The sequence below is a fragment of the Hyphomonas sp. UBA4494 genome (assembly GCF_002388935.1).
In the GTDB taxonomy this organism is placed as follows: domain Bacteria; phylum Pseudomonadota; class Alphaproteobacteria; order Caulobacterales; family Hyphomonadaceae; genus Hyphomonas.
The window spans coordinates 113,065-128,984 of the sequence record NZ_DGNK01000040.1; the positions used below are offsets into that span (position 1 = coordinate 113,065).

A 15,920-nucleotide genomic window follows, 5' to 3' on the forward strand; every position below is an offset into this window, starting at 1 on the left:
GTGACAAATTTCAGCAAACTTGTTCACCGTACACTCAGCTAGATGGCGCACATAACTCAATGAATACACAGGGATCGAACACAGGATGGTAAACCGGGCAGAACGCCCAGCGGAGAGTCGTGCCCTGCCCTTCGGCAGGACTGCTGTCTGCTGTCTCGCGCTCAGCCTGATACCCGCCTGTGCCTATCTTCCTTTTACGGGCAACGACGAAACTCAAGCGTCCGACACGACCACAATTCCCGTCACGATCGAGGGGTTGCCGAGGAATCTGGAATCGGGTGCGCGCGACGCGGTGGAAATTCGCGCCGGAGCGCCGACCAGCCTTCTGGATGTGCGCCGCCGCGCCACGCAGGCCGCTGGCGCCCTTGAGGAATACCTCGCTTCCGAAGGCTATTTCACCGCCATTGTCAGTCCGGATCTCGTGGAAGACATGGACACGCGCCCGCGTCTTGATGTGGATTTGGGCGATCGGTTCACGATCGCATCGGTGGCCCTTTCCGGCGTGGATGACTTGCCCGCAGATGTCAGCAATCAGATCGACGCCGTTACAGATGAGTTGGGTATCGGCACATGGGCGGTCACCGAAGACATAGAGACGCTGGAGAAGCAGCTCGTCAGTCAGCTCCGCGATTCCGGATACGCGTTTGCAGAAAGCGAGGGCATCGATGCGCTCGCATCCCGCGCCGACAAGACCCTGGAGCTAACCTACAAGCTGGTTCCAGGCCCTCGCGTGAAACTTGGCGAACTCGTTGTTCCAGACTCGCTGAAAACCAAAGACAGCGCCATCAACATCCTCCGCAACTGGCAGTCTGGCGACTATTATGCCCCGGAGAAGATGGAAACCTTGCGAACGCGCGTAAGGGGAACAAATCTCTTCGACGGCATCGGCGTGAACATCCATAAGACAGCCGACAGCGATGGGCTGCATCCCGTCGAACTCCAGCTATCTGAAGGCAAGCGTCGCTCCGTTGGCGCCGGTGTCAGCGTCTCGACATCTGATGGTGTTGGCACGACCGCCAGCTGGGAGAGACGCAATCTGACCGGCATTGGCGACACACTCGGTGTCGATGCCCAGATCGCAACGCGCACAAGCGAGCTGACGCTGAGTTATGAGCGGCCGAATATCGGTCGCTATGGGCGTGACTTCTCCGCTGAGACAGGCGTGCGCGCAGAAGAAACCGACGCCTACGACCTACAAGGCGCGAGCGTCTCGGCCAGCCTGTCCCAGCCTTTCAACGAACAATTTACGCTGTCCGCTGGCACGACGCTGGACGCGACCCGCTCCACCGACTACGAGCTGCGGGCGCAGGGCGAGGACGACTATGTCGAGCAGGTTACCCTCTCGTTTCCGCTCGGCGCGACTTACAATACGGTGAAGGCACCGCTGGACCCACAGGCTGGTAACCGCGTTTCTCTTGGTGTTGAGCCGGGTATTTCGTTCGGGGACGGCGAAGCGTCGTATACGCGGATTACCAGTTCCGCCTCGACCTATCGAAAAATCTCCGACCGTCTGGTCGCGGCTGTGCGTGCCGAAGCTGGCACGTTCCTGGGCGACGAAGGCGTGCCGGTCGACCGGAAATTCTTTGCGGGCGGTGGTGGGTCCGTACGAGGTTTCGAGTACCAGTCTCTTTCACCGACAGATTCCGACGGCAACATCATTGGCGGCGACGCCATGTTCGCCGCCTCGCTTGAACTGCGCTGGCGAAAGTCCGAGCGGTGGGGCTACGTCGCCTTTGTCGACTCCGGCTATGCAGCTGACTCCATCGACGAGGCCTTCGGCGAGATGCGGACATCGTTTGGACTTGGTGTGCGCTTTTACCCTGGCTTCGGACCAGTCCGGTTTGACATTGCCACCCCACTCGACCGCCGCGATGGGGAAGACCCGGTTCAAATCTATGTTTCCATCGGACAATCTTTCTGATGGCGGCGCTCACATCTCTCCTGGGCATGATCCGCAGACGGAAATGGTTGATGGCCATCCTGTCGGCACTCATTGCGCTGGTCGTCTTGCTCATTGCTGCACGCCTCTGGATTGCCTCAGACGGCGGGCGGGCTTTCGTGGAGTCTCAGATCGATGGCCGTGAAGCGGGGCCATTGGGCACAATCCAGATCGATGGCCTCAGCGGCGACCCTTTGGACCGGCTCGGCGCATCACGCGTCGCGCTGACCGATTCTGAAGGCGTGTGGCTGACCATGGAAAATGTCGCCATCGCCTGGTCACCTGCGCGGCTGATGTCGAAGACCGTGAAACTTGACCTTGTCAGCGCCGAGAAAATCGATGTGCGCCGCCGCCCCGTCCTGGAACGGGATGAGAATGAGAATTCGGAATCTTTCAGCAATTGGGCCGTGTCCCTCAATCAACTCAGTATCGCGGAGCTTTTGTTGCAGGAAGGCGTGGCCGGTCCACGCGCTGCTTTTGATATTGATGGCCAATTCCGTTTGCCGAAATCGCGCACGTTCGATCTATCCCTGACAGCGCTTCCGCTCGAAGGTGTCGGCGACCGGGTGGATGCCACATTGAAGCGCACAGCCTCAGGTGCCTACCGGCTAGACGCAGAAGTCGACGCTCCCGCTGGCGGCACCCTGGCCACACTCTCAAATCTCCCCGACGGCGATAGTGCGTCGCTCAGCGCCCGCGCCAGCGGAACGCTGGATGATGGCGATGGCTTTGCTCAGCTGAAGATCTCAGGAGCGACCGTCGCCGAATTGACGGGCAAGATCACGGCTGGCGGCTTGTTGGCCAGCGCGGACATCAACGCATCGCGCCTGCCGATCTCCAAACAGCTGCGAACACTAATAGGTCCCTCCGCCGCCCTGAAACTTGATGGAGATATTGAGAAGGCGAGCATTCCTTTCGAATTTTCCGGCACACTTGCATCCGGGTCCATATCCGCAAACGGTGTATATCGCAGCCGCCAGCGCGACTTCGACGGTCCGATCAATCTAGATGTGACGTTTTCTGGTCTCAAGGAACTGGCCAACCTCGATGCCGATCTGGTCTTTTCAGGCTCTCTGACTGATCCCCGCGAGGCTCCCGGACTGACTGGCAATGCTGCACTACGCGCCAATGCGGGTGCGGACCTGCCTTTCAAGAAAGTCGAAGGGCCAGTGGAGATCGTATCTACCGGACGATATGTTAACTTCAAAGGGTCGCTGACGGGCGCCGGCGTCCTGGCATCGAATGCGACGGGTCGCCGGATCGCAGGCCAATCACCGAGGGTGGATGTCGCAGGCGACTACAACCGGGACACTGGGGTCGTCACCCTTGACCCTTCGACTGCACGTCTTGCCAAAGGACGCATAGCAGCAAGCGGTGCGATCAGTATACGCGAGAAGACACTTGACGTTCAGGCGCGGCTTCAACATGTATCTGGCCTCCTGTCATCCGCACCCGACTTGTCTGCCACAGGAAGCGTCGCTGTGACCGGTCCGTTTGCCGCCCCATCAATCGTCGCCGACGTCAACGCGCAGGGCATAAACGAGGTGAATGCGACGGCCGCCAAAGCTTTCGGAAACATCGCGCGGCTGCGCGCCACAGTGCAAAAGACAGACTCCTCTTATCGTGTACGGACCGCCAGAATAGATGGTGACAATGTGAACCTGTCCATATCGGGCACTTACGCACCTGGCGGGGCCGCGAACCTGTCGGGCCAACTCACACAGTCCGATGCCATCCCTATCTCGGGTTCGGCAATCGACCTCAGCTCCGGCATCTTCCAACTCTCCGGCCCAAGAGGCGTGGATGCCATGAGTCTGGCATCCTCAGGCGGCGCGTTTAGCCGTGGCTCCATTGCTATCTCTGATTTGCAAACGTCCGTAGATCTCAGACGGTCGGGCGATGGTTGGGCGGGTCCGGTCGCCTTGCAAGGTATTGCCGGCGACCACCCTGTCGAGATCACCTCGATGGCATCCTGGTCTGACGATGTGTTCGCACTGCGGGACATCCAATCCGACTATGAGACGGCCCAGCTTTCAGGGTCTCTCTTGTATGGCAGCGAGCGCGGGCTCGACCTCAAACTCAATATAGTCGGAGACCGATTTGATCTCGGGTCGCGGCATGTCGGTGCATTTGATGTCGAACTGAGCGTGGACCGGGCCCCGGATGAAGACATGTCGATCACCGCCTCTGGCCAGGTTCAGAATGTTTGGCTCTCGCCGTCGCTTCGCTTCGACTCAGTAGATGGACAAATTCGCAATGCGCCGGAAGGCTACAATTTCGCAATACAGGTCGAACGCGAACATACTGCCCGACCCACTTCGCTGAACATATTGGGTGAGGCGGATTTCGGGGCTGAGTATCCTAGCGGCCAGATAGAACTGGATGGCACCTTGCTTGGTGAGGCGGTCCGCTCCGTTCAGCCCGTCAGTTGGCGGTTGGGCGAAACTCCCTCGGTCGAGGCAAACATCGCCATCTTCGGCGGGAATATCGAAGCGCGCATTGCTGAGCGAACCCGTACGCCCCGCATGACCCTGACGGTCGACAGTGTTGACCTGGCTCCGGTCCTGGCTTCAGCGGGTATAGCCACGCGCCGGGTGATGGTGAATGGCAATGGAGACTTCCTGTTATTCGGAGCAAATCCGGAAGGCCAGTTTGACATAAATGTCGAGGGCCCGTTACCCGGGCTCGAGCGCGCCCTGGCCATTGATCTGGCAGGTCGACTGAGGAACGGAGCGCTGATTGTGGATGGCGCGGGCGATTATGGCGACTTGCGACTTGCGGGGGCGGCGACCCTGCCGGTCGCTGCCGATCCAGACAGTATCGCGCACCTGGACATGGAGCGCCCCGTGCAGGGAACGGCCAATCTTCAGGGCGACTTGTCGGATTTGAGATCGCTCGCCCTGGCATATGGACATGATATTGGCGGCGTCATAGACGCATCGGCCGACCTGACCGGAACACTCACATCACCCGCATTCAGCGCTGAAGCAAAGCTGACGGATGGCATTTATGAGTTCGGGGCAACAAGCCTCAGGCTCGTGAATTTGAATCTGGACACAGATTATGTCGATCAGGCCCTAACCTTGCGCGGAAGGGGCAAAGGGGCTGATGGCGGTACGGTGAGCGTGTCCGGTACACTCTCGGCAGACGACACCAAACTCACGACCGATTTTGCTGACCTGTTGGTCTATAACCGGGATGGCGACTCACTTCGCGTGGATGGCAAGGTCAATCTCGCTGGTGGCGCAGACAAGCGGACCGTTTCCGGAAATGTCGACGTACGATCGGCTCGGTTCAATCTCGACAACCTGCCATCGTCCAAAGCACAGGCCATCGACGTGCGCTGGAAAGAGGATGGCGACGCAAGTGACGGCCAAAGCGCACTCAGGCATTCACTCGCGCTGGATATGCAGATCACAGCGGATCGCCGGGTCTTCATTGATGGTCGCGGACTGGAAAGCGAATGGGGAGCAGACCTGAAATTGACCGGGACGGCCGCCGATCCTCGCCTCAACGGCACAGCGACGATGCGCCGGGGAACACTGGACCTGGCCGGGCGCCCCTTCATATTCGACAGCGGTAACGTCTATTTTGACGGTCCTCTGCGGCGGGCCCGCCTGGAGGTAGAGGCAGACCGGACGGTGAACGGGTTTGAAGCGAATGTCGCCCTGACAGGCACACCCACGAGCCCCACGATTGAGCTAACAAGTTCTCCCGATTTGCCAGAGGATGAAATTCTGTCACGCCTGCTATTCGGGCGGTCCTCGGTGGACCTGTCAGCGCTGGAAGCAGCTCAACTGGCCAATTCAATTGCGCGACTCAGCGGTAACAGTTCCGGATTCGACCCCACATCCGGGCTTCAAGCCGCCCTTGGTGTGGACCGGCTATCATTCGGAACCAATGATGAAGGCTCGGCGCAAGTAGGAGTCGGACAATACATCGCAGACGATGTATATCTCGAGTTAAACTCGGCGGGCGCGGCAGGCAGCTCCGTTGAAGTTGAGTGGGAGCCAAGACCACAGGTCTCTGTTACTTCAGAAACTACTACAGATGGCGATGCCACGCTCTCAATAAAGTGGAAAAAAGATTATTAAAAATTGCAGAGGTTTAATCCATCTGAGGTAGGATCGGGGGCGATTTAACCTGGATTAAGCAATAGCAGATGACGCTGCTTTTTATGGGTTTTTCAGTGTTTCAAACGGGTCCAATATTGGGGCAGTAATCAGGATGAAACGCAAAATTCAGTGTGCATTCCATTTTCTTGGGTAGTGGCATCCTTGCCATAACACCCTTTGCGGGAAAACTGGTTACCTCTGATGGATATATGGAGCGAGCAGGTCATGAAGCAATCTACTTCCAGAGCCCCTACGGCAGTCGATCAGATGGTTGGCGAAAAAATCCGAAAACTTCGTCTGGATCGCAACCTGACCCTCGCTGAACTTGGCTCTGAACTCGGCATCAGCCATCAACAGCTTCAGAAGTATGAGACCGGCACCAATCGATTGAGCGCCGGAATGCTTGCCAATGTCGCGGAAGTCCTGCGCGTCTCAATCGCCAGCCTTTTCGAAGACGAGAACGCTGACGATGACAAGGACGCTGATCCGTCCGCAAAGGTTCGCGCAGAATGCCATTCCTGGATCGACCGTACGCCCTCCAAAGAGCGCCTTTCGATGATGGCAAAAGTCTTGCGGGTCATGTCGAGCGACTGATCCCAATAGTATCTACGTGCCGGTGACTCTTGGCACCGACACGCTTTCGTCAAATTCGGCTTCAGCTTCGATCCGCTGCTTCGGGTGATAGAACTCGTCCGTGAACCAGGGCGAAACCTGCTTGTCAAATAGCGACTTGATCCACTCGATCATTAGGTTGCCAAGCGGTGACCGCCGCGTCTGCTCCGTATACGCTATCCAGAACTGGATCGGCGCCACTTCCGACATGTCCAATGCGACGAGATCCGGGTAGACATCCTGGTGGTATGTCGGCAGCAGCGCGATCCCTCCACCTCTCCGGCACAACGTGATCATGGCGCTTGCCGAATTCGTGACGAACGCAAAATCGATCATTTTCTTCAGCTCATGCGCCTTGGGGGCCCATCGCTCAACTTGCTGAACATATGATTCGTGCAAAATGCACCTGTACTGATGATACTCGAACATGCTGGAAGGCTGACTCGTTTGCGCGTCGAGGTACTCTCTGGATGCGAAACCAATATAATGAAGTGTCCCCAGTTTGTGCGAGATAATCTCCGGGTCCCGAGGTTCGGTAAACTGGATCGAGATGTCCGCCTCGTCGTTCAGCAGGTCCGGCTCCTCTGCCTTAACGTGCATTCGAACTTGCGCCCTTGGATGCGCTGTCTGGAACTCGGCCAGGCGCGGGGCGATCCAGTACGGTCCGACACCGTCACCCGATCCTATCGTGATCCGGCCTTCGGTGCCAACGGTCTTGCCGATCGCCTTGCTGAGCACTTCATTGGCGGACTCTTCCATCTGCCGCGCATAGCGCAGCACCGTCTTCCCGGTCTCCGTCAGCTCCATGCCGCGAGTTGATCGGGTAAACAGTTTGCTGCTCAGAAATTCTTCGAGCTCATCAATCTTCCGACTTACTGTCGGAGGCGACTCCCTCAACCGCGCCGCGGCCGATGTCATGCTGCCCAATTCAGCCACTACTTTGAAGACACGCAGTTTGTCCCAGTCGATCCGTTGGTTGGTCATACAGTTTCCAGAAGCCTCGAAGCTACTTGTTCAATCAATATGTTCGTCAGTCAAACGACTAGCCCGAACACAGATAGCTTCATGAATACTGAGAGAAATACTATCCTCAACACCAAGAAATACAACGGCGTGGCGTGACTTTAACTAGATTATGATCCGAGTTTGCTTATTTGAGCGCGCCAGATTCCTATCAGGCAATCTGGAGGCCAAACGGATGCGCACCCTCGTCCACATGGAATTGGGAAATGCAATTCAGGGCCTACGCCCCGTTCGCTTCATTCGGGCCGGGCGGAAAACCTACTTGGCAAGCCCATGCTGCAGCACATGGTTTTTCACGTTTGAGCGACCCCATGCAGGATTGCGGCATCAACGATCACGCACCTTTTTCCATTTCCACGTCACCTGGAATTGATCTGCTACACAACCAGATTCACAGGGCATGTCTCCAGGCCGTAATTGAGCAGACCGCCTCTTTGGCGCACACGTTCACCTGCTGGTTCCAGGCGGCTGTAGCGGTTGAGCAGGCTGTTGATCATCTGGGCAGCTTCATTGCGAGCAATCCCTGCCCCCATGCAATGATGGATACCATGCCCGAATGTGGCCTGCTTGATCATGTTCGGTCGCTTCAGAACAAACTCATCCGGCCTTTCAAAGACAGCCGGGTCCCGATTGGCAGAGGCGTGGAAGATCGCTACCCAATCCCCTTCTCTGATCTGCGCTCCCCCAAGTTCGTAGTCCTGCGTGCAGACCCGGTGGAGACGCTGAACCGGCCCGTCCCGACGCAGGCTTTCTTCGATGAAGGCCCGCACGAGTGAACGATCGGTCCGGAGCGTCGCATACATCTCGGGATCATCGGCCAGCACATCGATCAGATTTCCCAGGAGATAGCCCGTGGTCTCTGCGCCAGCCACGACCAGCGTCAGGCAAAATCGCACCACTTCCTCACGCGTCAGACGGCTCCCGTTCGACTCCGTCTGGATGAAGGCAGACATCAAGTCGTCGGGAACCGGTTTGCCTATCTCGATATCGGCGTAGCGCTGGTCGACCGCTGACTGATAGTATTTCCAGAGCTCGATATTGCACTGCTGGCGCTCCGCTAGGGTGAAGTCAGAAGTCACCATGAAGGCATTGGCCCATCGGCGCAGAAGGACATAGTCCTCCTCCGGCGTCCCGATCAGTTTGGTCATTACCAGCGCGGGCAAATTCGGCGCCAGGTCTTGCATGAAATCTACCGTCCCGCCGCCGACCATATCGAGCTGCGCTTCAACCGTTGTCTCCATCCATGGCGCCACGTCGCTCATGACCCGTTTGGGCGAAAACGCCATTTGGGCAATCTTGCGAAGCTCCGCATGGCGAGGATCGTCATGATTGACCAGCATCAGGGTCGGCGCTTCGGATTCTTCCTGCATGATATCGCGCGACGAGAAGACATCTGCGCGCCGGCAGACTTCCTGGACATCGGCATGCTTCAGCACGACCCACGCGGGATACGGCTTGTCCAAGCCGGGTATGGTGCCCGGCGGATAATCTTCAAGGCCAAACTGGATTGGTTTGTCGCGCATATGTGCGTAATACGGATAGGGGTTCGCCATTACGTCCGGGTGATACAGATCCCGCACGTGAAATTCATCAGGAATGCAAGGCTTGGTGGAGGCATGGGTCATCTAGTCTTCTCCCGGGTGCAGCGGCCCAGCGCGGTGCTGGCAACCGGCATGATTGCTGAGGGTGTGGATTGCGCTCGAATTTGTGCGCGCTGGTTTATTGTGTCCTTAGGACCTTTTTGTTACATGGCGCAGTTCCTTCTTGTCGGGCATTGTGGAGACTCGGTATTTGAAGGGGATTCGACTTCGCTTATCGGCGAGGACGCAGCAATGAACCGGAGACTGGATGGACATTTCGAAGCGTAAACAATCGAGCAAGGATTTCCTCGACCTGTTTTTCCCGATCCACTATCTGGTCGGAATGCAGATTGAGGACGCCCTCAAATGCGGCGTGCTGACACGCCAGCAAGCCTGTCTCCTCTGGACCATCCATACGCGCGGCACTGATGGGAGGAAGATGCGTCGCAAGGACATCGCGCATGCGCTGGCGTCTTGGTACGAGGTAACGAGTTCGGCGATCTCGAAATCCCTCCGTGCGCTGTCCAAGCCGCCCCTCAACCTGATCACAATGGTCGAAGACCCCGAAAACGGACGCGAGAAGTTTGTCGTGTTGACGCCCCGCGGCGTTCAGTTTGTCGAAAGCATGATGCGCAACGGAACCGCCTTTGTGGAAACAATGGTCGAACGTCTCAGCGACGATGAAATCAGGTCCGGCATTCACTTTCTGTCCAGAGTAACCGAAATCCATCATGAGCTGGCCTCCGAGGCTGCCCTGAAGCAGAAACCGAAGCGCAGCAGCGCTACAAAGCCCAAAGAGTTGAGCTGATAATCGAGGGCGGGACGCGCGTTCATTCCTAGCGTTCCGGCGTCGTCAGGTCGAACGCGACATGCACAGCCTGAGCGCTATCCTGAAAATCCCGGAAGCGGATGACCTGTCCATCCCGAATGGTAATGATGTGCGCATAATCAGCCGCGTAAAGGCGCCCCGTCGCCTTCAGCACCATGCGTAGATGCCCGGTCACCGCCACCTTGTCGCGTTCCGCTATGAACTCGTCCTGACGAAACGTCTCGATGTCTACATCATTGCCAACATGGCCGAAAAAGATCTTGCACTTCTCCTTGCCGCGAAAAATTCCTGCAAAGGGGATGGCGCTTGGACCGTAGAATTCGATCGTACAATCCTCGGCCATGACTCCGAACAATTTGTCGAAGTCACCTTCATGCACGCCGGCATACCAGGTCTGGGCGGCTTCCAATGGGGTCATCATCTTGTGAGGTTTCCTCTGGCTGAGCCTCTAGAACTGGGTGGAGAGTTCGATTCCGAACGTAAGCGGTGCACCGAGGGAGCCGACGAATTCGGCGCCATAAGTTGTGCCCGTAAGGATCTGGTTGGTGAAATAGGTCTCGTCTGTCAGATTTTCCCCAAACAACGCAACCTTGTATTGTCCGTGTGCCGGCGCATATGTCGCCCGCGCGCGCAGGACACCATAGCTATCCTGTGACGCCGCATTGATATTGAACACGGTAAAGAAGACCTGATCCTGCCAGGCATAGTCCGCCCGAAGGGTCAGATCGCCGCCAAATGCCGCAAAGTCTGCCTGAGCGCCGATATTCATTTTCCATTCGGGAGCCCGAGGCAACCTCAAACCATCAAGGTTGCGCAGAGTTGATCCCGGCTCATCCGTCAGCGGTGCGGGACGCAAGGGTTCAGTCAACTCGCCTTCGGTAAAAACCGCGTCGAGATAGGTTACCGACCCGTCGAGTTGAAACACATTGCCGAGCAAGGCCGCAAACTCGACTTCAGCCCCTCTGACTTCTGCCTTGCCGACGTTCCGGATGATGGGCTGGTTGGCGATCGAGTCCTGCGCCTGCAGGTTTGTGTAATCATATATGAATGTCGCCGCGTTGAGACGCAGCCGCTTGTCGAGCAGTCCAGCTTTGAGGCCGGCTTCATAGGCCCAGATTTCCTCAGGCTCGTATGGGGTTCGCTGGCTGGATCCAATATTGTATCCGCCACTTTTGAAGCCACGCTGGGCGCTCGCATAAAGAAGCAGGTCATCCGTAGCCGTCCATTCGAGGGCGAACTTCGGCGTGGTCGCATCAAAGGTCGCAGGGCCCTCGACTGGTGCAACCACGAACCCAAACGGGTCTGGCTGGACACCATCACGGCCTTCACTTACGGCGTTGGGGAAAAATAGAACTTCCGGTGCAAACCTAACAAGAGACCCGCCCGGTGCTGACGGGAGAAAGGCGAGGTCGAAATTCTGGAAGCCGTCACGCTCTTCCTCGGAATATCGCAGACCGGCCTTCAATGTCAGCCTGTCGGTCAGATCGAAACTCGTATCAATGAAGATATTGAATGCTTCGGTTTCCTGACGCCCGTTCAGGTGCAGCTCGCAACATAGCGAGCTTTCCGGAATGCTGACCGGAAAGGGTGGCAGGACACCCGCAGTCTGCAGATCAAGCAGGCCTTGCGTAAGGATCGGCTCCCAGAAGTCGCCAAAGATGTTGTTCTGGATATCATTCTCTTCAGAAAAGTATCCGCCCCCGGCAATCCAGCTGAAACGTCCTCCGGACGGAGAGGATAGCTGGAAATCGGCGTTCCATTGCTCATGATCTTCGGCGCGATGGATGTAGGTATTGAACGTGTCTCCGAGATCAAACGAGTTCTGGAAGTCAGGATTTGAATTCTTGTAGCCGGTGATGACCTGAACATCATAGTCGCCGAGGGCCCAGTCGAGCCGCCCTGTGAGACCCCACACGCTTGTTTCGTTGAAATAGTCGACTGCCGAAAAGATGTCGCGAGAGGCGGGTGCCGAGATACGGCCACTATTCTTGATGCCGAAATAGGGCAGCGTCTGAGAGCCCTCGCGAGTCCCGAGCCAGCCCGGCACTTCATCCTGGTACCCCAGGCTCGCAAAATGGAAGACGTTGGCGCGATCGTCCGCTTCGTAATAGTCCCCCGTCAGGGTGAGCATGGCGGTGGGCGTCAAATCGACCTCCACCGTGGCGCGGGCGGTGATGTCGTGCTTGTCCTCCGCATCGAATGTGCGATCGGGCTGGGATGCGGGGAGTGTCCCACGTGGCAGATGAACCGTCGTGTACCCGTCGCGATCCTCCTTCTGGACCGCCAGACGGGCCCGCACACGGTCATTGAGAGGGCCGCTCAGGGCGGCGAATGCGTGCGTGCGATCATAATTGCCAAGGATCAGTCGCGCTTCGCCGGCGAATTCATCGGTGGGGCGCTTGGTGATGATGTTGACGGCGCCACCGGTGGCGTTGCGCCCGTAGAGGGTTCCCTGTGGACCGCGCAAGACTTCCACGCGCTCTATGTCGAAGAAACCAGGACCAAGTGCAGCCGCGCGCGACAAATAGACTCCGTCCAGATAGGTCGCCGTGGAACTGTCGGCACCGGCCACGATGACCGGCGTACCGATGCCACGAATAAAAATGGACGTGTCTCCCTGATAGTTGGAAACGTGAAGTCCCGGAACCATGTCTGCGACATCTTCGACGGACTGGACCGACCGGTCGAGCAATGCCTCGCTGTCGAGCGCCGAAACCGAAGCTCCCGTACTCTGAATATTTTCCTCTCGCCGCGTGGCCGTAACCGTGACCGTACTCAGAGTACGGGACTCCATCTCAGGCTCAGCCTCGCCTGAGACATCCTGCGCGGCGGCCGACTGCATGACCATGGCAAAAGCGCACACCGAAACGGTGGCGCCAAGAGCGCGTTTCAACATTGTTCCCTCCCTTACCCCCGCGGTGCGAGGGTTCTTTTTGTTATACCGCAAGATGTCCCTCGTTGATTGTTTCCGTCAAGACCCTTTTTGAAACCAAGATCACTCACCTCCACAAAATCGCGCGCCTGCGGGTCACTCTGCCTCAACCATCCCTCAATTTACTACGTTGTTTTAATTTTATTTTTTTATTACACATGCACCAGAGCGATTCCGGGCACCGAATCATTGTCAAAACTGGCACATTGAATAAAAGGGTCCTTAAGACCTCTTTTGCATGTAAAGGACCTGAAATATGCCTGGATATACGATCGGACTGGACGCAGGAATCGCCCACCTCATATTGGAGCGCCCCCAGTCAGGGAATGCGTTGGGCGCCGGATTCTGGAATGGACTAGCACCCGATATCTCCGCGCTCGATCGAAGTGGGGAAGTACGCGCCATGGTTCTGTCATCAGGCGGACGAAATTTCTGCGCAGGAATGGATCTCGACGAATTTGCAGGCGGTATCCCCGAGCCTGACTCACCCGGCGCCCGCGAGAGCTTCTACCATCTCGCTCTTTCCTTGCAGGAGACTTTCTCTTGCCTGGAGCGCGCACGCTTCCCCGTTTTTGCGGCAATACAGGGCGCTTGCCTCGGTGCCGGCCTGGAGCTGGCCGCAGCATGCGATCTCAGATACGCGACCCGCGACTCCTATTTCCGGATTGAGGAAATCAATACAGGTATCATGGCGGATGTCGGGGCATTGCAGCGCCTGCCGAAAATCTTGCCTGAGCCGGTTGTAAAAGAGATGGCATTTTTGGGCGAGACACTGCATGCGGACGAAGCGGCCCAGCATGGCTTTGTGACCCGCCTTGCGGATACGCCGGATGCGGCGATCAAACTGGCCATGGCCGCCGCAGATCAGGTGTGCAGGAAGGCACCTGTCGCCATCGCAGGGACAAAAGCCGCCTTGCGATGGGCACGTGACCATTCTGTTGCGGATTCCCTGGAATGGTCTGCCCGTACGCAGTCGGCATTGTGGAGCACGCATGATATTTCCGCCGCCCTTCGTGCCAGAAAAGCGCGCACTGATCCGTTATTTGAACCACTCTTGGCCAAGCCGGTTTTGGGTGGATCAACATCCAGTCCAGGGGGCGGCGACCCGCAACCTGACTGAATGCTAATCCTCATCCAGTGTGAGTGCCTCGTACCGGATAATCCTTCTTGCGAATAAAGGTAAGGCCATCCAGCAAGCCCTTCAGCGCAGGACGCGCAAACGGGGCATTCGATACGTCCACGATCTGCAACTTGCCATCATTCCTCACGACGAACGTCGCCGGCTCTGCAAAGGGGCGGTCAGTTTCCTCCGGGCTTCGGGGGTCAGAAACGAATAGGCCTAGCTCGGTCATCTGCGCAGTGCTGAGATCGTAACCGATCGTGCCCATATAGCCGATATCGCTGGCAGAGGCTTTCGCCTTCTCTTCCGGATCAGCAGAAACCGCGATGACATCAACGTCGATCGCAACAAAATCATCAAGCATGCCATTCAGCTCTGTCAGATAAGTCTTGCAGATGGGACAATGCTTCCCGCGATAGACTACAATCAGCCTCCAGTTCCCGTGCTCCCGGTTGGGGACGCCGAGCTTGGCGTCACCCCCACCCAGTGTGGCAACCTCGATGTCAGGAAACGATGCGGCGGGTGTCAGAGTATTGGGCATGAATTGTATCCTATGAGTATCTGCGGGCAGTTACACTAGCTCACAACTGAACAGCTTGTTCCGCTTCACGCGCGACGAAACACAGATTTGAGCCGCGCACACATCACGCAAGGTATCTGGAATTGCGCCACGGTCTTTCCAAATTCAACGGAGACAAGCAGGCATTCCGGATATGAAATGACGGTCCGACCGCCTTGCTCTGCTCGCCAGAAAAGATGGCCGGTGTGCGAAGTTGATGCCCGTGTCGGATAGTCCAGCCTCACGCAGGCGACCAGCGCGATCAATCTCATTTTTACCGGTTGCGGGCCAATTCCACATCGCGTTTCCCGCGAAACAGGGGATAGACCCTTGTTTTTGCTGGTGCCGGCTGAGGGACTCGAACCCCCGACCCTCTGATTACAAAAATCGGAACAAGAATACGGCAATCACCTAAATGCTTTAATTACAGAGCACTAGGGTTTTCTCGAGATCATGGATTGTCAGGAAATGACGTTAAAATCCGCATTTTGCGCGCCAGTTGCGCGCCAGTGAGCTATGCATTCGTGCGCATGGCAGGGCACTTTGACGACCGGAAGCACTTGTTTTTCGCCGCCATTTCCGGCGCCCATTGATGCTGCCCCAAGCCGGGGCAGACATCTACCTTGGGGCGGGCTCTTGCCGCGACTAATCCTGAGGTGGCTCTTGCCCATCAGGCGGAACCTCACCAGGCGCCTCCGATGTGTCAGCAGGTGCGGGGGACGCGCTGTCGCCGGGTACAGGCGGAGAAGTTTCCGCGGAAGCCGGAGCCGTGCCTTCCGAATCCGGGAGGGGCTCTTCTTCCGGAGGCGGAGCGGCAGGCTCTTCTGAAGACGGCAGCCCCGGCTCCACCGTTTCAGCAGTCCCTCCCGAGCCGGAACCTGATGTCTCATTCGGCGGTTCCGGTTGAGGCGCGTACACTTCACTCGTCGGCTGATTTGCTTCCGGCTTGTTACAAGCAGCCATCAACAGCAAAGCCATTGTTGCTGGCAAAAGGATGGAAAATTTCATTGGCCTGTTCCTTCCTGAAAGGCGGCTTTATGCTTGCAGTAGTTTGCTCTGGAACTCGCCTTCACGGTTGACTTTTCTCAATTCCGGCCCGGCACCGTAGTCTCCCATCGAGCAGAGTTCTTTGTACCTGGTGACCTGAGCCCCGTCTGGTCCCGCATTTGAATGGAGAGTCTGTCGCAAGTGAACCGCTCCCAAAATTGCCC

Annotated in this window: 10 protein-coding genes; 5 read left to right on the forward strand and 5 right to left on the reverse strand. The window is 57.3% G+C overall.

The annotated features are described in order from the left end of the window. The first annotated feature begins 85 nt into the window (after window positions 1–85). The 3 genes from B2P82_RS15620 (at window position 86) to B2P82_RS15630 (ending at window position 6,648) form a co-directional block, all read left to right on the forward strand. Window positions 86–1,921: an autotransporter assembly complex protein TamA gene (locus tag B2P82_RS15620; RefSeq protein ID WP_290497920.1), complete on the forward strand. Its 1,836-nt coding sequence runs from the start codon at window positions 86–88 to the stop codon at window positions 1,919–1,921. Next, a complete protein-coding gene (locus B2P82_RS15625) occupies window positions 1,921–6,033 on the forward strand; it encodes a translocation/assembly module TamB domain-containing protein (RefSeq protein WP_290497922.1) in 4,113 nt (1,370 codons plus the stop codon). Before B2P82_RS15620 ends, B2P82_RS15625 begins: the two co-directional genes overlap by 1 nt. Before the next feature lie 246 nt (window positions 6,034–6,279). Next, window positions 6,280–6,648, forward strand: coding sequence for a helix-turn-helix domain-containing protein (locus tag B2P82_RS15630; RefSeq protein WP_206992697.1), 369 nt, complete (start codon window positions 6,280–6,282; stop codon window positions 6,646–6,648). A 12-nt stretch (window positions 6,649–6,660) separates the two neighbouring features. On the opposite strand, the gene B2P82_RS15635 is transcribed toward B2P82_RS15630, so the two are convergent. Both B2P82_RS15635 and B2P82_RS15640 read right to left on the reverse strand, forming a co-directional pair. Continuing rightward, window positions 6,661–7,650, reverse strand: a complete 990-nt coding sequence (locus B2P82_RS15635; RefSeq protein ID WP_290497924.1) for a LysR family transcriptional regulator — start codon at window positions 7,648–7,650, stop codon at window positions 6,661–6,663. A gap of 416 nt (window positions 7,651–8,066) precedes the next feature. Continuing rightward, window positions 8,067–9,314 (reverse strand): cytochrome P450, encoded by a 1,248-nt coding sequence (locus B2P82_RS15640; protein WP_290497926.1) that lies wholly within the window; start codon window positions 9,312–9,314, stop codon window positions 8,067–8,069. Between the two features lie 223 nt (window positions 9,315–9,537). On the opposite strand from B2P82_RS15640, the gene B2P82_RS15645 reads away from it, so the two are divergent. Further along, entirely contained in the window at window positions 9,538–10,077 is a 540-nt protein-coding gene (locus tag B2P82_RS15645) for a MarR family winged helix-turn-helix transcriptional regulator (RefSeq protein ID WP_290497927.1), read from the forward strand. 28 nt (window positions 10,078–10,105) lie between these two features. Here B2P82_RS15645 and B2P82_RS15650 read toward each other — a convergent pair whose 3' ends face one another. Together B2P82_RS15650 and B2P82_RS15655 are read right to left on the reverse strand one after the other, a co-directional pair. Further along, window positions 10,106–10,519, reverse strand: a complete 414-nt coding sequence (locus tag B2P82_RS15650; RefSeq protein WP_290497928.1) for a nuclear transport factor 2 family protein — start codon at window positions 10,517–10,519, stop codon at window positions 10,106–10,108. A 27-nt stretch (window positions 10,520–10,546) separates the two neighbouring features. After that, complete coding sequence (locus B2P82_RS15655) at window positions 10,547–12,994, reverse strand: TonB-dependent receptor (RefSeq protein ID WP_290497930.1); 2,448 nt, start codon at window positions 12,992–12,994, stop codon at window positions 10,547–10,549. Window positions 12,995–13,286: 292 nt separating this feature from the next. Between B2P82_RS15655 and B2P82_RS15660 the strand changes: the two genes are divergently transcribed. Next, on the forward strand, window positions 13,287–14,150 hold the full coding sequence (locus B2P82_RS15660) for an enoyl-CoA hydratase-related protein (RefSeq protein ID WP_290497932.1): 864 nt from the start codon (window positions 13,287–13,289) through the stop codon (window positions 14,148–14,150). A 10-nt stretch (window positions 14,151–14,160) separates the two neighbouring features. Here B2P82_RS15660 and B2P82_RS15665 read toward each other — a convergent pair whose 3' ends face one another. Next, the gene (locus B2P82_RS15665; protein ID WP_290497934.1) at window positions 14,161–14,691 is read right to left on the reverse strand and encodes a redoxin domain-containing protein; all 531 of its coding nucleotides are present in this window, start codon (window positions 14,689–14,691) and stop codon (window positions 14,161–14,163) included. Window positions 14,692–15,920 lie beyond the last annotated feature (1,229 nt).